Annotated in this window: 16 protein-coding genes; all 16 read right to left on the bottom strand. The window is 39.5% G+C overall.

Annotated features, from left to right (window positions below; translation table 11 throughout):
- Positions 1–15 precede the first annotated feature (15 nt).
- The gene (murG, locus tag EA772_RS11225; protein ID WP_124913266.1) at positions 16–1,122 is read right to left on the bottom strand and encodes an undecaprenyldiphospho-muramoylpentapeptide beta-N-acetylglucosaminyltransferase; all 1,107 of its coding nucleotides are present in this window, start codon (positions 1,120–1,122) and stop codon (positions 16–18) included.
- A gap of 117 nt (positions 1,123–1,239) precedes the next feature.
- Positions 1,240–2,433 carry an FtsW/RodA/SpoVE family cell cycle protein gene (locus tag EA772_RS11220; RefSeq protein WP_116169719.1) on the bottom strand — a complete coding sequence of 398 codons (1,194 nt, stop codon included), beginning with the start codon at positions 2,431–2,433 and terminating at the stop codon, positions 1,240–1,242.
- A gap of 13 nt (positions 2,434–2,446) precedes the next feature.
- Positions 2,447–3,838 carry a UDP-N-acetylmuramoyl-L-alanine--D-glutamate ligase gene (gene murD, locus EA772_RS11215; protein WP_124913264.1) on the bottom strand — a complete coding sequence of 464 codons (1,392 nt, stop codon included), beginning with the start codon at positions 3,836–3,838 and terminating at the stop codon, positions 2,447–2,449.
- A 57-nt stretch (positions 3,839–3,895) separates the two neighbouring features.
- Positions 3,896–5,143, bottom strand: coding sequence for a phospho-N-acetylmuramoyl-pentapeptide-transferase (gene mraY / locus EA772_RS11210; RefSeq protein WP_010601596.1), 1,248 nt, complete (start codon positions 5,141–5,143; stop codon positions 3,896–3,898).
- On the bottom strand, positions 5,143–6,600 hold the full coding sequence (locus tag EA772_RS11205; RefSeq protein WP_124913262.1) for a UDP-N-acetylmuramoyl-L-alanyl-D-glutamate--2,6-diaminopimelate ligase: 1,458 nt from the start codon (positions 6,598–6,600) through the stop codon (positions 5,143–5,145). Before EA772_RS11205 ends, mraY begins: the two co-directional genes overlap by 1 nt.
- Before the next feature lie 92 nt (positions 6,601–6,692).
- Positions 6,693–8,789 (bottom strand): penicillin-binding protein, encoded by a 2,097-nt coding sequence (locus EA772_RS11200; protein ID WP_124913260.1) that lies wholly within the window; start codon positions 8,787–8,789, stop codon positions 6,693–6,695.
- Complete coding sequence (locus EA772_RS11195) at positions 8,779–9,204, bottom strand: FtsL-like putative cell division protein (protein ID WP_124913258.1); 426 nt, start codon at positions 9,202–9,204, stop codon at positions 8,779–8,781. Before EA772_RS11195 ends, EA772_RS11200 begins: the two co-directional genes overlap by 11 nt.
- Positions 9,201–10,106 carry a 16S rRNA (cytosine(1402)-N(4))-methyltransferase RsmH gene (gene rsmH, locus EA772_RS11190; RefSeq protein ID WP_124913256.1) on the bottom strand — a complete coding sequence of 302 codons (906 nt, stop codon included), beginning with the start codon at positions 10,104–10,106 and terminating at the stop codon, positions 9,201–9,203. Before rsmH ends, EA772_RS11195 begins: the two co-directional genes overlap by 4 nt.
- The gene (gene mraZ, locus EA772_RS11185; protein ID WP_010601601.1) at positions 10,096–10,563 is read right to left on the bottom strand and encodes a division/cell wall cluster transcriptional repressor MraZ; all 468 of its coding nucleotides are present in this window, start codon (positions 10,561–10,563) and stop codon (positions 10,096–10,098) included. The genes rsmH and mraZ overlap by 11 nt, the downstream gene beginning before the upstream one ends.
- Positions 10,564–10,991: 428 nt before the next feature.
- Positions 10,992–13,025: a gliding motility-associated C-terminal domain-containing protein gene (locus EA772_RS11180; protein WP_168187526.1), complete on the bottom strand. Its 2,034-nt coding sequence runs from the start codon at positions 13,023–13,025 to the stop codon at positions 10,992–10,994.
- Positions 13,026–13,190: 165 nt separating this feature from the next.
- A complete protein-coding gene (pgk, locus tag EA772_RS11175) occupies positions 13,191–14,384 on the bottom strand; it encodes a phosphoglycerate kinase (RefSeq protein ID WP_124913252.1) in 1,194 nt (397 codons plus the stop codon).
- 9 nt (positions 14,385–14,393) lie between these two features.
- Positions 14,394–14,825, bottom strand: a complete 432-nt coding sequence (locus EA772_RS11170) for a GNAT family N-acetyltransferase (RefSeq protein ID WP_124913250.1) — start codon at positions 14,823–14,825, stop codon at positions 14,394–14,396.
- 224 nt (positions 14,826–15,049) lie between these two features.
- Complete coding sequence (locus EA772_RS11165) at positions 15,050–16,612, bottom strand: hypothetical protein (protein WP_124913248.1); 1,563 nt, start codon at positions 16,610–16,612, stop codon at positions 15,050–15,052.
- Positions 16,612–18,468 (bottom strand): glycosyltransferase family 2 protein, encoded by a 1,857-nt coding sequence (locus EA772_RS11160; protein ID WP_124913246.1) that lies wholly within the window; start codon positions 18,466–18,468, stop codon positions 16,612–16,614. Before EA772_RS11160 ends, EA772_RS11165 begins: the two co-directional genes overlap by 1 nt.
- Before the next feature lies 1 nt (position 18,469).
- The gene (locus EA772_RS11155) at positions 18,470–19,234 is read right to left on the bottom strand and encodes a hypothetical protein (RefSeq protein WP_124913244.1); all 765 of its coding nucleotides are present in this window, start codon (positions 19,232–19,234) and stop codon (positions 18,470–18,472) included.
- A 74-nt stretch (positions 19,235–19,308) separates the two neighbouring features.
- Entirely contained in the window at positions 19,309–21,303 is a 1,995-nt protein-coding gene (locus tag EA772_RS11150) for a cellulose biosynthesis cyclic di-GMP-binding regulatory protein BcsB (protein WP_124913242.1), read from the bottom strand.
- Between the last annotated feature and the right edge of the window lie 12 nt (positions 21,304–21,315).

The following is a 21,315-nucleotide window of genomic DNA, read 5'->3' as shown; positions in this document are numbered from 1 at the left end:
CTTCCGCTCTATTCTCTAAGCTTTTATCAGTTTCAACACTTCACCAGCGATAATCTCATCTGCCTCTGGCAAAGCCATCTTTCCAAGATTTTCAGATAATTTTTCACACTGTTCTTTGTTACCTAAAAGTTCCAAGGCTTCTTTTACCAGGGTATCTTCAGCAGAACGATCATTAATCAGCAAAGCTGCGCCATTTTTAACCAATGCCATAGCATTTTTAGTTTGATGATCTTCTGCCACATTTGGCGAAGGCACCAGAATAACCGGCTTTTTGATCAGGCAAAGTTCAGCAATTGTTCCCGCCCCTGCCCGGCTAATAATTACATCAGCTGCAGCATACGCCAGATCCATCTTATTTAAAAATTCCAGGATACGAACATTTGGATGGTATTCCATTCCAAGGCGTTCAATAATTCCTTTGTAATAGTATTTACCTGTCTGCCATACTACCTGCACATCTTGTGCGATGATTTCAGGCAAATGCTTTTCGATGGCTTTATTTAAAGTACCTGCACCTAAGCTTCCACCCGTTACCATGATGGTTTTCTTCAGTGGATCGAGTTTTAAAAGCTCGGCCCCTGCATGGTGTTTGCCTTTGATATCAACCACTTCCTTGCGAACCGGGTTACCCGTTTTCAGGATGCGGTCTGCCGGAAAAAACTGATCCATTTCATCGAAAGCCACACAAATTTTGGATGCTTTTCTGCCCAGCCATTTATTGGTTACCCCTGCATAAGAATTCTGCTCCTGGATAAGATATGGAATTCCTTTTAACGATGCTGCGTATAATAACGGCCCAGAGGCGTAACCACCCACACCTACCACTGCATCAGGTTTAAAATCGGCTATAATCTGCATCGCTCTGCGAACGCTTCCAATTACCTTAAACGGCAAAGCAAGGTTCTTTACTATCGAACCTCTTTGCATGCCACTGATGTTTAAACCAATGATCTTATATCCGGCTGCCGGAACTTTTTCCATTTCCATGCGACCGTTTGCACCCACAAACAAAATTTCACAAGCGGGCACCAAGCGCTTTAGCGCATTGGCTATGGCTACGGCGGGAAAAATATGCCCGCCGGTGCCACCACCTGATATGATAATTTTTGGGGAATTATTCATTTTTTATTTAATTATTTTGAAATTACGCTATCGTCATTGCGAGGTAAGAAGCAATCTGATTAATATTTTTTTTTAAATAGATTGCTTCGTCATGCTTCCTCGCAATGACGACTAACCCTAACCAAACGCCGGTATCTCTCCAACAATTACTTTATTTTTTACTTTTTCTTTTTCTTCTTTTGTTGCTGCTCCGGCATTTTCTTCTACATCTCTGCTCACACTTAAAATAATACCAAACGCTACACTGGTAAAAATCATCGAAGTTCCACCCATACTTACCAATGGCAAGGGAACTCCGGTCACCGGACCCAAACCAACTGCAACCGCCATGTTTGCAAAAGCCTGAATGGTTAAACTGAAGCTCAACCCAGCTGCTAATAACGCCCCGAACGCCTTGGGGGCCCGGGTCACTATTTTGATACATCGGTATAAAAGCACCAGGTAAAGTACCATGATTATAATTCCTCCCAGTGTCCCCCATTCTTCAATAATAATGGCGAAAATAAAATCCGAATACGGGTGTGGTAGGAAATTCCTTTGCGTACTGTTACCTGGCCCTTTACCAAAAACCCCTCCAGTGGCCAAAGCAATTTTTGCCTGATCTGCCTGAAAAGTTTTATCTGAATGTTGCATCTCCGGATGCAAAAATGTATTAATACGCGACATATAAGTTTTTCTTCTCGGACCTAAGAAGAAAACGAACATGAGTAATACAAATCCTCCGGCACAAACAATAGCAATTTGTTTGATACTGATACGCCCGATGATTAATAATAAAATACTTACGCCAAATAACATCAATGCGGTAGAAAGGTTGGCTAATGCAATTAAAACAAACACCACACAAACTGAACCCATAATCGGAAGGAAAGACTCCCTTACGTTTTTGATGTTTTCCTGCTTTTTGGTTAGCATTCGAGCTAAAAAGGTAATCAATGCCAGTTTTGCCAAATCGGAAGTTTGGAACGTTAAACCTATTACCGGAATTTTAACCCAACGCGATGCATCATTTAAATTTGTACCAAATATCAACGTGTAAACCAATAGCGGTACCGTTACAATCATCAATATTTTAGATATACCTGCATAATATCGATAATCCAATAAATGGGCAATGTAAATCATTCCAATACCCATCAATACAAAAATGAGGTGTTTGGTTAGCAGTAATTTTTCTACCGCCTCCCCTTTTTTATACGCTAAAGTTCCTGTGGCACTGTAAACCGCCATTACAGATATAAGCGAAAGCAGGATGATGATCAGCCAGATCCATCTATCGCCTTTAGTTTTATTGAGTAATGCTTGGAACATATCTACCCTCCTTTTATAATTCTCTTACTGCCGCTTTAAACTGGTTGCCGCGGTCTTCATAATTTTTAAACAAATCAAAACTTGCACATGCTGGCGAAAGTAATACCGCGTCGCCACGTTTTGCTAAATGGAAAGCAATCTGCGCAGCTTCTTCAGCAGAGAAAGTATTAACAATAACTTCTACGTCATCTTCGAAAGCATCGTGAATACGTTTATTATCCTTACCCAGGCAAACAATCGCTTTCACTTTACTCTTCACCAAATCCTTTAGCATATTGTAGTCGTTGCCTTTATCTACCCCGCCCATAATCAGTACCACATCACTTGTCATGCTCTCCAGTGCATACCAGGTAGAGTTCACATTGGTCGCCTTGCTGTCATTGATAAAATCAATACCCGAAATCTTAGCCACATGCTCTAACCGGTGCTCAATATTTTTGAAATTGCCCATGCTTTCGCGAATGGTGTCATTTCTTAACTCTAAAACCTTCGCTACAATGCCCGAAGCCATGGAGTTGTAAATGTTGTGCTTGCCTTGCAAGGCTAAATCTGAAATAGACATGGTTAGTTCTTTATTTGGTTCTGTAAGGATGTGTATTGTATTCTCTTCTAAATAAGCACCTGTATCGATGTTTTTGGTAATCGAAAAAGGGAATGTTTTTGCCAAAGGGCTGATATTTGCTAATGCCTTTAAACTTTCTTCATCATCAGCGCAATAGATAAAAACATCATCAGCTTTTTGATTTTGGATAATACGCATTTTTGATGCAGCGTAATTCTCCAGTTTATAATCGTAGCGATCTAAATGATCAGGAGTGATATTTAAAAGGACAGCGATATCTGCTTTGAAATCGAACATATCATCGAGCATAAAACTCGAAATTTCAAGCACATAATAATCATAGCTTTCTGCTGCAACCTGGGCCGCAAAGCTATGGCCAATATTGCCTGCCAAACCTACATTCAATCCTGCATTTTTTAGGATGTGGTAGGTAAGCAAACTGGTGGTCGACTTTCCGTTCGATCCGGTAATGCAGATCATTTTGGCATCGGTATAGCGACCGGCAAATTCAATCTCAGAAATTACCGGTGTACCTTGAGCAAACAATTTTTTAACAATCGGAGCCGTGGCCGGAATGCCTGGACTTTTGACTACCTGTGTGGCATTTAAAATAAGTTCTTCCGTATGCTTTTCTGATTCGAAAGGAATATTCAGCTTCTCCAATGCCGATTTGTATTGGTTTGAAATGATGCCAAAATCTGAAACAAAAACATCAAATCCTTTCTGCTGCGCCAATTTAGCTGCACCCACACCGCTTTCACCAGCACCTAAAATAACAACACGGCCCTGCCTTGCCATTGCTGACGGAGTGGTGCTGGTTATGTTATTTTGATTGGTGCTCATGAGCTCTTCTATTTACTTTAAGTTTATAACTTTTAACTTTCTACTTTAAACTTTCCTTTATCTTAATTTCAATGTGACAACCGTAATGATCGCCAGCATAATCCCAATAATCCAGAAACGGGTAACAATTTTTGCTTCGTGATAACCTTTCTTCTGATAATGGTGGTGAAGCGGAGACATTAAAAATATTCTTCGTCCTTCGCCAAATTTTTTCTTGGTGTACTTGAAATAGGAAACCTGCATGATCACCGAAACGAGTTCTACTAAAAAGACGCCACACAACACCGGAATTAAAAGCTCTTTACGAATCATCAGTGCAAATGAGGCTATTATCCCACCGATAGCCAAGCTCCCGGTATCACCCATAAAAATTTGGGCTGGATAAGAATTGTACCAAAGAAAGCCTACACATGAACCCACAAAAGCACCGGCAAAAATCAGCAGCTCACCAGAATTGGGGATATACATGATATTAAGGTAGTCGGCCATTACAGTATTACCTGATACATAGGCCAAAATGCCCAACGTGATTCCTATTACTGCAGAGGTTCCGGTAGCCAGACCATCAATCCCATCAGTAATATTGGCACCGTTTGATACAGCAGTGATAATAAATACGGTAAACAGGATGAAAACCAGGAATGCGTATTTCTGATAATCGCCACCTAAAAACTTAAATACCTTTGCGTAATCGAACTCATTGTTCTTATAAAATGGCATATTGGTTTTGGTCGACTTCACATCCTGTGTATAGTAAAAAGTTTCCCCTTTCTGACGCAATACCATGGGTACAGTTGATGTGGGTTTTACATCATCCTGAACTGTTTCCCTTACTACAATATTAGGATGGAAATACATGGTACAGCCTACAATTAAACCTAACCCAACCTGTCCTACTACTTTAAAACGCCCTGCTAAACCTTCTTTATTTTTTTTAAATACTTTGATATAATCGTCCAGAAAACCAACAGCACCCATCCAAACGGTCGTAATGATCATCAGGATCACATACACATTTGTAATGTTGGCAAATAATAAGGTTGGAATTAAAATACCTAACAAAATAATGATTCCGCCCATTGTTGGCGTACCTTGCTTTTGCATCTGGCCTTCTAAGCCCAAATTCCGCACGGTTTCACCAACTTGCTTTTTATGAAGGAAATCAATTAACCTGCGGCCATAAACCGTAGTGATCACAAGTGATAAAATAATGGATATTGAGGCACGGAAAGTGATGTACTGGAACAACCTTAATCCAGGAATATCGTAATGCTTATGCAGGTATTCAAATAATAAATATAACATTAGCTGTTTGGGTTTAGTTGTTCAAGTAAAATTTCCTTATCATCAAAATGGTTCCTTACCCCATTGATCTCCTGGTATTTCTCATGACCTTTACCGGCCACCAAAATAATATCACCACTTTGTGCCAAATGGCAAGCGGTTTTTATTGCTTCTCTCCTATCTAAAATGGATAATGTTTTACGTTTATTGCTTGGCGATACACCGGCCTCCATGTCTGCAATAATACTTTGTGGATCTTCCGTTCTTGGATTATCTGAAGTTAAGATCACTTTATCGCTCCAATCGCAAGCCACCTGTGCCATCACCGGACGTTTAGTTTTATCACGATCTCCGCCACAGCCAATCACCGTAATCACCTGTTCCGTTCCTTTACGAATATTGGCAATTGTACTCAACACATTCTGAACTGCATCAGGCGTATGTGCATAGTCAACAATGCCTATAATTTTATTTTCAGAAGTAATATAATCAAACCTTCCCTCTGCGCCTGTTAAGCGGCTGAGAAGGGTCAGCACTTTTAATTTGTCTTGCTCAAGCAAAATCGCTGTTCCGTAAACGGCCAATAAATTATAGGCATTAAAGGAACCTACCAGCTTAAAGAACACCTCTTCATTATCAATATCCAGATGTAAACCACTAAACTGGTTTTCAATGATTTTAGCTTTGAAATCAGCAAGTTGCTTTAGTGCATAGGTTTTTTTATGTGCCTTTGTATTCTGCAACATTACCATTCCGTTTTTATCGTCGCTGTTGGTTAAAGCAAAAGCCGATTTCGGAAGGATATCAAAAAATGTCTTTTTTGCCTTTAGATAACTATCAAAGGTTTTGTGGAAGTCAAGATGATCATGCGTAATATTGGAAAACACACCTCCAGAAAAAGTTAGCCCTTCAATCCGGTGTTGTGAAACCGCATGAGAACTTACTTCCATAAAACAATAATCGCAGCCCGCATTTACCATCTTGCTCAAAAGTTCATTTAAGGCAATTGGGTTTGGTGTAGTATGCGTTGCCGGCACAACAGTATCATTAATATAATTTTCAACTGTTGACAACAGGCCTGTTTTATATCCTAAATCCCTGAAGAGTTTAAATAAAATGGTTGCAATGGTCGTTTTACCATTTGTTCCGGTAATTCCGATCAATTTTAGATCTGCTGATGGATTACCAAAATAATTGCCTGCCATAATACCCAGGGCCACTGAAGTATTTTCTACCTTGATGTAAGTCACCGTAAAATCGTGTACTTCTGGCAAATTTTCACAAATAATTACAGAGGCACCCTGAGCGATTGTTTGCTCAATAAACTGATGCCCGTCAGCCAGCGTTCCAACCACAGCGAAAAAGACATCGTTTTTTCCAACTTTACGCGAATCAAAGTTCAGGGCATTGATTTCCCTATCGGTTTTACCAACCAATTCTTTAATCGTGATGCCGTAAAGTAACTCCTGTAATTGCATTTTAATATTAAGTAGCGAGTAACAAGCATTTAGACTTTTACTCTATTATTATTTATCTCCAGACTTTCTGACTTTAGATTCCGGACTTTCTTCTAATTCAATTCTATCTGTACACCTAATCCTTTTCCTACCCGGGTGCCTGCAGCTATCGATTGGCTTGTAACCTTACCCGATCCAATCACTTTGGTTTTTAAACCTGCATTACCCAATAGGTACAAGGCATCTTTTAATCCCATACCAGAAACGTTAGGCATTACACCTTTACGTTCCGTGTTTTCCTGGAAAACTTCACCTGCACTGGTATCAACAATGTTGTAATATTCCGACTTGGAAGCAAAAAGCGGCTTAAACCCAAATGCTTTATAAACTTTTTGAGTGGCTTTGCTTTGTCCGGCCTTGGTTGGAGGATTACCCGTATTACCCACCAGACGTGTTGGCACATCATTGTACATCTGCATGTCGCTGGCGTAAATTCTATCTGCCACTTCTCTAAACACCGGACCAGAAACTAAGGCTCCATAGTAACCACCTCTAGGATCGTTAATTACCACAATCATAGAATACTTTGGTTTATCAGCAGGAAAATAGCCTACGAAAGAGGCCTGATACTGTTTTTTCGCTTTATAACCTTTGTTCGCATCTGCAACTTGCGCAGTTCCGGTTTTCCCAGCTATTTTATAAAGTGGATTGTGTACATATTGTTTACCACTTCCATCAGTCACCACACCTTCAAGCATCTTCTTAACCTTACTTAAAGTGACATCCGAGCAAATTTTATCATTGATTACTCTTGCTTTAAACTGCTCAATTGGATTACCTAATCTTCTTATTTCTTTCACAAAAATGGGGGCAATATATTTACCATCATTTGCAACTGCATTATAAAAAGAAAGCATTTTCAAAGGTGTCAGTTCCATCTCATAACCGTAGGCCATCTGCGGCAAAGTCATTTTACCCCAGCTTTTATTAGATGGATTTTTAATTGTTGGCCTAGCTTCACCAGGAATCTGCAACTGCAATTTTTCGTTCAAATGCCAGTCGTACAAATGATCCGTGAATTTTTTTGGATTTGCACCATACTTACTATTGATCAAATAGGCGATCGCCGCGTTGGACGACTGCTCAAAAGCTTTTTTCACGGTTACCACGCCAATACTTCCGTGAGAATCTTTAATCATGTGGCCAGGAATTTTATAATTTCCGGTTCCTACCATCATATTTGTGTCGATCAACTCATCTTCCAGTAAAGCCATGTAAGAGGCCAGCTTAAAAGTTGAGCCCGGATCCTGATTTCCGGCAATGGCGTAATTAAATTTCTCTTTATAAACACCTTCCTCAACTTTCGAAAAGTTTGCAACAGCTCTAACCTCACCAGTAGCAACTTCCATAACGATCACCACTCCATGATCCGCATCATATTTGATTAATTGTTTTTCCAGGGCACTTTGAGCCAGATCCTGCATATTCACATCAATAGTTGAAATGATATCTGCTCCATCTTTTGGCGCAACCTCTGCCTCTTCGTTTACAGGAATATAAACACCTCCGGCAATACGCTGCATCAATCTTTTTCCAGTTTCTCCGTTAATGTATTCTTTATAAGCACCTTCTAAACCCACACCATTCGCCACGTTTTCATTTTTGTAACCAATGGTACGGGCAGCCAATGCCTGAAAAGGAAGAATTCTTTTATTCTGCTGAACAGCGATTAATCCACCACTGAATTTACCAATATTATAAAGCGGAAAAGTTCTGATGGTTTTTAAATCAGAATAACCAACCTTACGGTGAATCAATAAATAACGGGCACTATCCTGACGACCTTTTCTTAGGTAACGGGCATAATCTTTTGCTGATTTATCCTGAAAAATCTGTGCTAATTTAATGCCCAGTGAATCAACTTTTTCATTAAAAACCTTATCATCAGCAATCCCGCCGGCGAACATATCCATACGGAGTTCATATTCCGGAACAGAAGTTGCCAGCAAGCTGCCATCGTTGGAATAAATGTTTCCACGGGTAGCCTCTACATTAACATAACGGGTAGATAAACTATCCGCCATGGCTCTCCATTTTTTACCTTGTACAAACTGCACCTGACCAAGGCGTAAAAACACCGCCAAAGCAAAAAGCACAATTAAGCCAAATGCCAGATATACACGAAGCAAGATGTTTGCCCTAATATTCATCGCTTTTAACAATTATTTTTTTTGGTGGTTCAATTAATTCTTTAATTCCGAGCGTATCTACCTTTTTGGCTACTTCTGTCAGTTTACTTTTAAACATCAGCTCTGCCTTTAAGGACTTATACTCCCATCTTAACTCTTTAACTTCTTTATTCAGCTTATCAATACTGCGCACATTGTTTACAGCAAAATGGCTGTTAGCGATGTAAATCATCCCTAAAAAAGCCAGGAAACACAAATAAGGCAAGGCATCGGTTGCCGCCTCTTTTGACACCAGCTTATCATTAAACAACCTGGAGATGAACGAATTACTATCCATTTTCTCCTCAGCCGTACGCGGTTTTTTGGGCGCAGCTTTTAACTCCGGTTCAGGCCCGATCTCTTCCTCTTCTTCTACCTCTTCTCTGAACTTATTCATATCTTTTCCGCTATTCTAAGTTTCGCACTGCGAGCCCTGTTATTTTGCACAATTTCTTCATCAGTTGCTACAATAGCCTTACGCGTAATCACATTAAATGGCTTTTGCTGGTTTCCAAAAAAATCTTTTTCTACCTCACCCTGAAACTTACCTTTTGCCATAAAATTTTTCACCGGGCGATCTTCTAAAGAGTGATACGACATCACCACTAAACGACCATCCGGTTTTAATACCTCAGATGCCTGCTGAAGAAAATCTTCCAACACCTGTATCTCGGCATTTACCTCAATACGCAAAGCCTGAAACACTTGCGCCAAATATTTATTCTCTTTACCTTTTGGAATGTGTGCTGAAATTGCTGATTTCAAACTATCAATATCTGTAAAAGGCTGATCAAGACGAGCAGTAACAATCGCACGAGCCAATGATTTCGCATTTTTTACCTCTCCGTAAATTCCAAAAAGCTTATGTAATTTATCTTCCGAATAAGTATTCAGCACATGAGCTGCCGTAAGATCACGGTGCTGATCCATACGCATATCTAAATCTGCATTGGAGCGGATAGAGAAACCACGTGCCGGCACATCGAACTGATGGGAAGATACACCCAGATCAGCCAGAATGCCATCTACCTGCCTGAACCCCTTTAAGCGAAGATTATTTTTTAAGAAGCCAAAATTCTGATCGATAAAAATAAAACGATCATCAGCAGGAATATTTGCTTGCGCATCAGGATCCTGATCGAAAGCAATTAAAATGCCTTTTGGACCAAGATGCTTCAATATTTCTCTTGAATGTCCGCCACCACCAAAGGTAACATCCACATAAACACCATCAGGTTTAATATTTAAGCCATCAATACAAGGCTGGAGCATTACTGGAACATGGTAATTATTCGCCATCAGCACCTCCTTTCTTACTACCCATTACTTTTTGCGCCAGGTTAGCAAAGTTTTCAGGCACGTCGTCGAAAATATCTTCGTATGATTTTTTATCCCAAACCTCAATACGATCTAACTGACAAGCTAAAACCAGATCACTTGCGATACCTGCGTATTCTGTTAAAGATTTTGGCAATAGAACGCGTCCGGCAGCATCCAGTGAGATTTCAGTAGCTCCACGCGTGAATGCCCTTACAAACCTCCTGTTTTCTTCATCGTAGATATTCAGTTTGGCCAAATCTGCCACTACAGCATCCCAAACATTTTTTGGATAGATAACGAGGTTTTTTTCAAAACCCCTATTAATAATAAGCCCCTCATTCTCTGCATTAGGCAATTGTTTCTTAAGCGCAGCAGGCACCATAAGGCGTCCCTTTGCGTCAAGTTTACAATCGAATTCTCCTAAAAGTTGGGTCATAGTGGTCTTTACACTTTTTATCTAGTGTAAAAGTAAAGAGTTCTACCACTTTTTACCACTTTTTACCACAAAAAAGTTTTCCACACCCTTTTTGTTACATTTTACCCATAAAATAAGACTAAATGAGAAATTAGCCTACTGCATATCAAAGCTTATACACTGATAACTAAGCGTTTCCAACCTTGTTATTTAAAAGTGGAAGAAAATCCCAAATTATTGGTATGGTGGGAGAAAAAAATTCCTAGAATAGTCATATTAAGCCTTAAAGCTACTAAAAAGCACATCAAGATCTGAAAGATTAAGGTTTAAATCTCACATACCCCAAAATTGCAAATTTTTGGGGTATGAAAATCTGAAGTCGACTGCGTGTTAGAGCAAATACTACACCCTTAAAAAGAAGATTGGTTATTGTCCAAAATGGTATTTAACTACATCAATACAGTTATGCTTCCTGAAAGTATTGCGCTTCCATCTGGGAAAGTAATTTTATAAAAGTAAGTACCAACAGGAACAGGTTTTCCATTGTAAGTGCCATTCCAGGGAGCAAGATAACCTACAGAAGAGAATATTTTATTACCACTTCTATTGAATATCTGAACTGTGCAATCAATATGTGTTTCTAGATTTTTAATTTGCCAATAGTCGTTTATTCCATCCCCATTGGGACTAAATGAATTTGGAACAAGCGCGACGGGTTCAACCGCCAGAACGCTGAGCAAACCCGGAATATATAAGAATTCATAATTTATAGAGGCTGCGTTGGAAACGCTGATCACATAATCTCCCGCTGGCGAATCCAAAACCGCAAGCGTACTGAGCCAAGGGAGAGTAATCAAATTTGCCGGAGTTTCTCCATTTACAAACCCAAAATATTGGGCTGTAAGAATTGGATTTTCACGGTGTTGATACCTCGACAGGGAATTTACCATGATCGTTAGTATTGCCGGAGAAACGGAACTTTCAGGTATTTGCAGGCCAATTGAGGCAGCACCATCAGAACTAATGAGAAGAGCACCATTATATTTGCCTACTGTAGCCTTGGCCGAGAGACGAACAAAAATCTTCTTACCAATGATTGTCCCGGAATGAGACACATTAAGCTCGTCGAAATAATTGACCTCATCAGTGCTAATTTGAAAGCCATCCGGAGCCTTCAGCTTTACATCAGAACTTAGGTTTGACCCGGACAAAGAGAACGAAGTAGGTTCTGATGGCGTACCATATCTCGTACTTAAGGTAGTCACTGGACCTTCGACTAAAAGAGATGGAACCGGTATAGTTGGATTAACGGTTATTTTAAAGGTTATTGAACCACTGTTACAACCAGACACGAAATCGCCCATAGAGTAAGGATTGGAACCCACCCTAATTCGGTTAATAATTGTATTGTTCACTGTGTTGATTACTGACACAGTGCTTCCAACCTGACCGATCACATAAAGACGGCTCCCATCCTTTGTTAAAGATAGACCTTCAGCATATTGATTTACCGCTATGTTGGCAATGATACTATTGTTACTTAAATTCACTATCACTACCTTATTTCCTTGCGAGGTTACATATAATTGTTTGCCATCAGCACTCACTGTCATAACATTCGGGTAGTTAATACTAATAGTTGAAATTAGTGTTCCAACTGCGGCGTCTAAGACCAAAACAGTTTGATTTCGTGTACTTACATAAAGTCTCGAACCATCAGGACTTAACACAGCGGCATTGGATCCTGAACCTATAGAAAATGTAGCCTCAATGGTATTTGTTAAAGTATTGATCACATGGAGCTCATCGCCATAAGCATTTGGAAGATAAATTTTGCTACCATCTTTATTAATCGACATAAAATAAGTAGATGCCGGAACAGAAAGACTGGCCATCCGGGTGTTGGTGAGTGCATCGATGGTAATCAATTTACCACTAAGATCAACGACGTAAACTCTTTTGCCATCGGGACTGACGCGTATTGAACCAAGGGCATTGTCCAACTGAATGGTTGCAATGACTTTATTTTCCAAGGCATCAATTACTGATACATTATGCGAATCGTAATTGGCCACATAAACTTTGCCTCCATCTGGACTTACAGCGACACCCGTCGGACCTTTGCCCACAGGGATCCTTGCAATAATATTATTGGTGTTAATATCAATAACCGATACAACATCTAGATAAACATCGGCAATGTAAGCATAACCAGAAGATGCAGGTACTGCTGTAATAGTGGCGACGATAGGGACCTTCGTATTATTTACTGCAGTAAAACTGGGAATATTACCAGTGCCACTTGCTGGAAGCCCAATCCCGGGTTGATCATTTGTCCACCGATACCCACAAATTCCTTGCGAAAAGGTTAAGGGAGTAGTGACTGATCTATTATCAACAATTTGACTGTTTTGCGCAGATGCCTGAAAAAAGAAAAAGGATATAAAAAAAATATTAACAAAATACTGAAGTGTTAATTTCATTGGGAGCATTAAGATACGTTGCTAAGATAAGGCTAATGATTAGCAAATATAGCAATGCTATAAAATTCTACACTGCTTCGCAATAACTAGCTTTCAAAAAAAAATGGGCAAGGAATTAATCCACGCCCATTCGCATTGTTTTTTCAGCAGAAACTGAAGATAAATTTATTCGTTAATGGCTTTTACCCCTGGCAACTCCTTACCTTCCATGTACTCCAGCAAAGCGCCGCCTCCGGTAGAAACATAACTTACTTCATCTTCCAAGCCAAATTTAGCTATTGCCGCAGCAGAATCACCACCACCGATCAATGAAAAAGCACCATTATCTTTTGTTGCTGCCACTACAGCTTCAGCGACTGCTTTGGTTCCTACCTGAAAGTTCTCCATCTCGAAAACGCCCATCGGACCATTCCACAATAAAGTTTTAGAATTTTTGATTACATCCTGAAATAAAGTTACTGATTTTGGACCGATGTCCAGCCCCATCCAATCTGCTGGAATCTGACCAGAATCTACCGATTTTCTATCAGCATCATTGGCAAATTTGTCTGCTATAACGGTATCAACAGGAAGAATTAGCTTTACCCCTTTTGCTTTAGCTTTTTCAATTAATTCCAAAGAAAGCTCTTGCTTATCAGCCTCTAAAAGCGAAGTTCCTATCTCACCACCTTGCGCTTTGGCAAAGGTATACGCCATGCCGCCACCAATGATGATATTATCAACTTTTTCAAGTAATTTTTCGATTAATAAAATCTTATCAGAAACCTTTGCCCCCCCCATAATAGCGGTAAACGGGCGTTCTGCATGGTTTAAGATTTTTTCTGCATTTTCTACTTCAGATGCCATCAGGTATCCGAAGTATTTTGCATCAGGGAAAAATTGTGCAATGATAGAGGTAGAAGCATGCGCACGGTGAGCGGTACCAAAAGCATCATTCACATATACATTGCCTAACTTGGATAACTTTTCAGCAAAAGCTACATCGCCTTTCTCTTCTTCTTTATAAAAACGAAGGTTTTCTAATAAGAGCACTTCTCCGGGAAATAGATTTTTTGCTTTTTCTGCTGCATTTTCCCCAATACAGTCATCTGCAAACTTTACTTCTAAATCCAGCATACGGGAAAGATCACCTAAAATATGCTTTAAAGAATACTTATCTGTCGGCCCTTCTTTCGGTCTACCCAGGTGAGACATTAAGACTACTGAGCCACCATCGTTTAGTATTTTTGTGATCGTTGGCAATGCAGCACGCATTCTTTTATCGTCTGTAATTTTGAAATCATCATTTAAAGGAACATTAAAATCTACTCTGATAAGCGCTTTTTTATCTTTAAAGTCTAACTGATCTATTGTTTTCATGTTTATATATTATTTTAGTTTTAGTCTCATTTCGTAATGGAAGCCGATACCCGGAATGTCAAACTCGGGCGACTCATTAATAAAACCCAATTTCTTGTAAAATGTTGCGGCAGTTGAACGGGCATTACACCATAAATAATCTGTATTGTATTCCTTAAGGTATTCTACTGCAAAATTGATCAGCGCTGCACCATAGCCCCTACCACCATAGTCGGGATGAGTGGCCATACCACGTAATTGATAACCTTCACCCTTACCCGGAAAAAAATCATTTCGCATTAGACTCGCAATTGATTTAATCTGCCCATCTGAAATATACCCCAGGTGAAAAGTATCGTATGCCTTGTCTCCATCAAAAACGCAATCCTGAAAAGGTTTTCCGTTTCTCAATACCATACTCCTAAGCGGAAGCACTTCTTCTGGAAGGATGAATTTAACCATAAATATATTATTGCAATGAAATATTAGACATCAAAATGACCTCTCGCAGGCTTCGCAAACGTTTGCAAAGTTAACAAAGCATTTGAAAGTGCATACGCATCAATCGTCACAATTTTGAATATTTTCCAACAATAAAAATCAAACCACGTTATTGATATTAACTAGATTAGTTTTGACCAGGAATTAAGAAATTTTGTAGTTCCGAATGATCAACAAAATCAAAACTAATTCTCTACCGAATACAGTTCCCAATTTCTATTCTCAATCACTTGCCTAAACCTGATACCCTGGCTTCGCCAGGAATGAAGAGTATTCTGATTTAAAAGCCCAAATCCATTAAAAGGATTTTGAGTTTTACTAATCAGAACATAGGACACATTGTGCTGAGGCTGGCCTAATGCAGCGAGAAACTTTCCTTCTCCAGGTGTTAAAAAACAGCGGGTAGAGCCAGTTAGTGCTATGATTCGGTAGGAGGTGGCATCATCAGAGAGAATGCCCTTATTGATTTCCAACTTTGCAATAGCCTCGGAAATCGCTTTGTCCTCATCTACCTCAATCTTCTGGGTTAAAAGTATACTAGCTAAAGCATTTAAATACTTACGTTCTTCTGGAACAAAACTTGAGCTAATTAGCAGGTATCCGGTAATAATTTGCAATAAGATTAATGCAAAATAAAACTGTTTGGTAAAGCGAAAAACGCGTATGTTCCGTGAATTTATTATAAGGGCCCAGCAAACGCAGATGAAGGCAGCATAGAACTGAACGGGAATATACACGCCAGGATACTTCATTTTCAGAAACTCCATAAAAAAAAATAGCGCAAGAATAACCATTACATTTCTGCTCATATTTTTGAGCATCCCAACACAAATCAGCAGTAAGGGGGCAAAAATCATGATACGAATTGTGATCAGAAAGTTTACCTCAGGAAAAACGCTATTGAACCTAAGCTCATTGTAGCTGTTGAGATTTTCGGTTTGGTTGATAATGGCCGAGTGATTTGCATAAGGGCTGTCAAGAAAATGGTTCGCATCTCCGGTGTAGGATAAATTAAGCAATCTAAAGACGAATATGGCTACAATAGGTAAAAGGAATACAATCAAATAGACTGCAAGCGTTTTATTGACTAGCTTTCGCCTGACTGAAATCTTATTGAATGCAAACGCAATTTTTTCCATGGGCTCACTTTGGACAATTTGCATGGATTGAAGTGCTGCAAAGAAAATTACCGGAAGTAGGAAAAGCGTGAGCCAGACGAATTTAAACCAGCAAAAAATCAGCAGTGAAAAATGGATGCTGGCAACTGAAATGTGATAGGAGGTATTACTGTGAAAATATTTGAACAGACTTGAAATAAAAAGATAAAAAAATATGAGTCCGAGATAAGCACTTTTTCCTGATACGGCGATGAATATAAATGCAGGGTGGAGAACAAAAGTCAGCAAGACTCCCAGAAGAAGCCAAGATCCGTATTGATGGCCTCTTGTTGAATTTACAATGATAAAGAACAATGCTGCCGTTCCGACTGCAGAGGTGATAAATGGTGCAAAGGTGGCATTGAAAATTGAAAAAAGAAAGGTTACCATAAATGGCAGCTGCGGAAATGTAAGCCCCACTAGCTTTACGCCATCAAGATTTCCTTCAACTAACAGTGCGCCCTTTTCCGCAAAAAAAAGTCCTTCATTACTATACACTCCCATAAAGAACAGTTTCTGGGCAATAAGAAGGTAATAAATAAAAATTAGCACCGACAGACCAAAAAGTTGATCGGTTGATATCTTTCTCATTATACTTTAATTTTTGAATGATGGGAATCAGATACCTTGCTTAAACCATGGTCAGTCTTTTCCCAATAAAATGGTTTAGTAATCAATTGCCATAAGCCTTTATAGGCGGCGATAGAGTGCAACAGCCAGTAAATCGGATTTGCGATCGAGAATAAAATTAGCTCATAATAACGTCTTTTAAAAACAGCGATCATGTTAAGATAAATCATTAGCATATTACCTATCGCTAAATTGAACATTGATATATAAAGAACCCAACCAGGGAATATCGTTCTGATATTCTTAAGATCAAAAACCAGATAAAAAACAAATAGCGTCAGCAAAAGCGGATAAAGCAGGAAAGTTACTGGTGTTGCACCAATAAAAAAATTAAAGCCAAGAAAACCTTTCCATCCTATTTTCCTAATGAGCTGGGCAGGGTTCCTCATATGTACCAAATAGGTTTGCATGTATCCCTTGATCCACCTGGATCGTTGTCTGATCCAATTGAAAGGCTCATTATTAGCCTCCTCATAAGTAGTGGAGTTGACCAATGCAACCTTATAGCCCTTTGCAAATGCCCGGATACCTAAGTCAGCATCTTCGGTAACATTAAAGGGGTCCCAACCACCAAGTTCAAGCAAGTTGCGAAGTTTAAAATGATTGCTTGTTCCGCCTAAAGGGATGGGAATATCCAAAGTCCCGAGTCCAGGCAACATATAGTCAAACCAATAAGAGTATTCCAAAGTGAACATCCTGGTTAGGAGATTTTCATTCCTGTTAAAATAGTTCAATGCACATTGGATGCATATGTAATTGGACGGAAGTTTACGGAATAAGGATACCACCTTCTTTAACTGGTCAGTGTCGGGAACATCCTCAGCGTCATAAATGGTGAGATATTCCCCTCTGGAGAAATGAAGCCCGTAATTACATGCTTTAGGCTTGGTTTTTGGCAAATGGAAAGGAACTACGATTACCTCGAAAATCGCTGGAAAGTCCAGATCCCTTACTGCGTTAAGTGTTTTATCATCATCCTCCTCAACCAGGAGTTTGATATCGAGCCTTTCTCTTGGATAATCAAGGGATTGTAAATTCCATATTAACTTTCTTATCAGCTTATCTTCCTTGTAAACTGGCAACTGAATAGTAAATATCGGAAGATCGATATCCCGGATGGAAGCAAGTTCTTTTTTGCTTACAGCCTGAAAAAGTTCAAGCTTGGAGCCGGTGAGGGCTAAAAAAAGCTTAAAAACAATTGCAATGAGAAAAAAGCTACTCATTAAAATGTTAATTAATATCGTAGTATTAATGAAGCTAAGAAATAAAGAAACTGTAGTAATTGCAATAGCAGAAAAAATGAAGACAAGCTGCATACTGCTAAAAGTGATGAATGCAGAGCTCTTAGGATCCCGTTCTAGCAAATCAAATACTGCTGCCTTTACATATTTATCACCCAGAAGTTTGTGACCAAGCCACACAATATCAAGATCAGACACTAGAAGTGGCTTCACCTTGCAACCATATTTATTTGAGATAAGCAACATATCAGCCGTCGCGGTGGGGTCAGCAAGGGCAACAATCAATTCATCACCTTGCATCCTTAATGGCAAAACCAAGTCCCGGTCAACCACTTTAAGGTCCATCTGACTAATGATCGCCATATCGATCTCCTCTTGACGGAGATCAGAGAATTCATAGCCCCCTTTTTTCAGACAAAGTTGATAGTCCTTTCGACTGACATATCCAAAGTTAAGTAGCACTTTTATAAGCGAAATGCCACTTGATTGAGAAAAACGAGCTATGCGCTGCCTGTCTTGATAATCCAGAAGTCCGTGCTCACTAAGTAGGTTAACAATGTATCGCTGTTCAGGCATATCAAAAGCGAAATATGCCTGTAAGTGTGCCCCCTTCTCCGATTCCAGAATTCCTATTAACTATATCGTGAAAAACACCTAAAAAGATCCAATTCTCTTTCCACACTCGTTGTCCGATTGCGATATTGGCTTTTACAAAAGTAAACTCTGTGTTGGAGGCAGGGTTCGCTGGGGTGAATTGACTTGATCTAAAAGAACTCACGCCGCTTAACTCACCAACCAATTGATTGCTTTTTCCTAAGTGCAGTCCTGAGGTTGAGATATAAGTCAACTGTCCAACCTGACCTGTAGGGTTTCCATAGTATTGCCTATACCCCCCTTCAATATTAAAATAAGCACGCCTTTCACTTCCACTGATCATAAGTTTAAGTTCTGATCCAAACTTACCATAGCCTGTTGCGGGATTTCGATTTTTAGAATAAGCAGGAATACTTGCCAGTGCCTGAGCGGAGAAATAATATTTTTGTTCATTGAAATGCAGAATATTATATTTCAGACCTACTTCTAAATCTGAGGGGGCGTTGTTAACATTGTTGAGATAATCATCTTGATATTGGGAAAAGGAGAATGGGATTTTGGCCACAAAATCCAATCTATCCGTAATTCCATATTCAAGATAGATTTGTGCTGTTACTGAACTGAACCGTCCATTGTTTCCATAAGGGGCTTTATTACCACTGAGATCTCTTGAGCTGGTACTTGCGAAATAGCTAAAGTATGGAGAGAGAAGGGTTTTACGCCTGCCCATTGGAAATCCGCTGGCCATAGTCTCGATGCTTATCAGTGAGAAAAAGCAGAAAACAATCAGATTTAATCTTTTGACATTCATTTGGATCAACATTATGATGAGATAATTTTTTGCGCATTTTTAACTTTAGATCGGACGTACAAATAGCCTAAAAAAACAAGTACAAGAATTAGCGATAGCGCGAGCAATTTGTATTTCTGCCAAAAGATTGCCCAGCGTCCAAGTCCCTGGCCCTCATAGACAATATTGTTATTGCTTGTCTCCAGATTGAAAACCAAATGACTATCCTGGTTGCTGATTAAAGTATTTCCGGCCAGCAGGTTTACCTGCTCATTGAGATCCTTGATCGCGTTTGCGAATAAATATTCCGATCCGCGATCATTTGGAATTGCAATTGAGAGTACGACGGGATAATCCTTGGTTTCAAATATTTGAGAGATAGCGGATCCTTTTGGACTGGACAATTTATATAGAATCTCATTTTTATTGTCACCGTAAATAGTAAAGTCATTCTCGTAGGCTAAGGGCATTTGAGCGAAAGTCATTAATAGTTTCTCAGTACGGTCACTGATCAGAATAAGGTTATTTCCTTTATAAGATGCTGCCCTACTTGCCAAATCAATACCAGGAAGGTAGGTGAGGTGATTACTGTAGTGATCATTGAGGTGGGCGAAGAGTTCACACACAGCTCTGATGGAAGAATGAAATACTTTGTTAGAGATCAAAATTGTTGACTGAGACTGAAAACAATCCGGATAAGCATAGAAACTCCTCTGCGCTTCAGTCAACTTATCACTAAGATCCACATAGGAACGTTCTTCATCGACCTGTCCAACGAAATTTTCAAACTTTCCAGAACAAATTCCGCTAGCAGGATAAAAGACAAACTCAGTTTTTAGCGTATTAAACTTCTTGATTTGATAGCGGTTAGCAGTGGCATTCACCTCAATAGCACCAGACTCATTCAGCTGCCGACTACTCAATAGCACATCATTTAGGTATATATTAAAATAGCCGCGATCGTCTTTAGCCATCGCCGTGAATTTAATCTGCATTTTTAAGTTGAGCTCTGAGGGAATTGTAGCGAATGCAGAGGTCTTGAATTCATACACATGACTTAAACTGCCAATACCACTCATCAGCTGATGACTATTCTGAAGATTTGCCAAAATCAGCCTGTTTTGTTTTTCAAAATCACGATGAACGCTTTTCTCAACAATTAGCTGATCCTGAAATGTACCAGAAAGAATTGCAGGGTTGATAAGTGCATCGGTTGCTTTATTCAATCCAGCAATATTGTTGGCTGTAACAAATAGTATTTGTTGGGGAATCTGTCCGGGTAAGTATTCTTTCTGCTTATAAAGATAGAGCAATCCACCCTGTTTACCAGCATCCGCTTTAATCTTTATACTGAGCCTGGATCCCGCCTTGTGTAATAAGCCAACAAAGATAAAGTCTGATAACGAATCTGGCATCTGCGAGACTGAGTATAGCGCGATCTTATCTACACCACTTTTACGAAGCTTAGTGTAACTCATTGCCACAGCCCGAAGTTCTGCTGGAGAGATTTCATCTGGATAAACTATGGCCTGTTTACTATAGATTGCATTCGAAAGGTTTACTTTAGAAAGGTTTATCTTGCCAATGGTTGCCCACCTAAGAGACGAGGAGGGAAGAATTTTGAGCCACAGACCCGGATTAGTATAATCCTGACAAGGATCATCACCTATGAAAAGCTGGGTTTTGATGGTCACTTTTAAAAAACCAGAAGAACTCACCGCTCTGGACAATACAATACTTAGCCCTGTCAAGCTGTCAGCATCGATCCTAACACTAGTTATAGGCTGATCATCTATCAAGACATGGATAAAGGATTTCTGGAAATTGATCACTTTGGAAGTTTCCACATCCAGCGATAATGTGCTCCCGGTCAACCGCTGAATCGGTAAAACCCTGATATAGTATGTATACTGTCCTTCAAGCCCTCTAATTACCTGCTCGCTAAAATTGTAACTTTGCGGAGGTTTTTGAGCGTATGTGAATATTGTTAAAATAGTAAAAATAAAAAATAGAATTATATTTTTCATGGAGAAATATAT

The organism is Pedobacter sp. G11 (assembly GCF_003860265.1).
Lineage (GTDB): Bacteria > Bacteroidota > Bacteroidia > Sphingobacteriales > Sphingobacteriaceae > Pedobacter > Pedobacter agri.
This window is presented reverse-complemented; position numbering and strand designations above follow the sequence as displayed.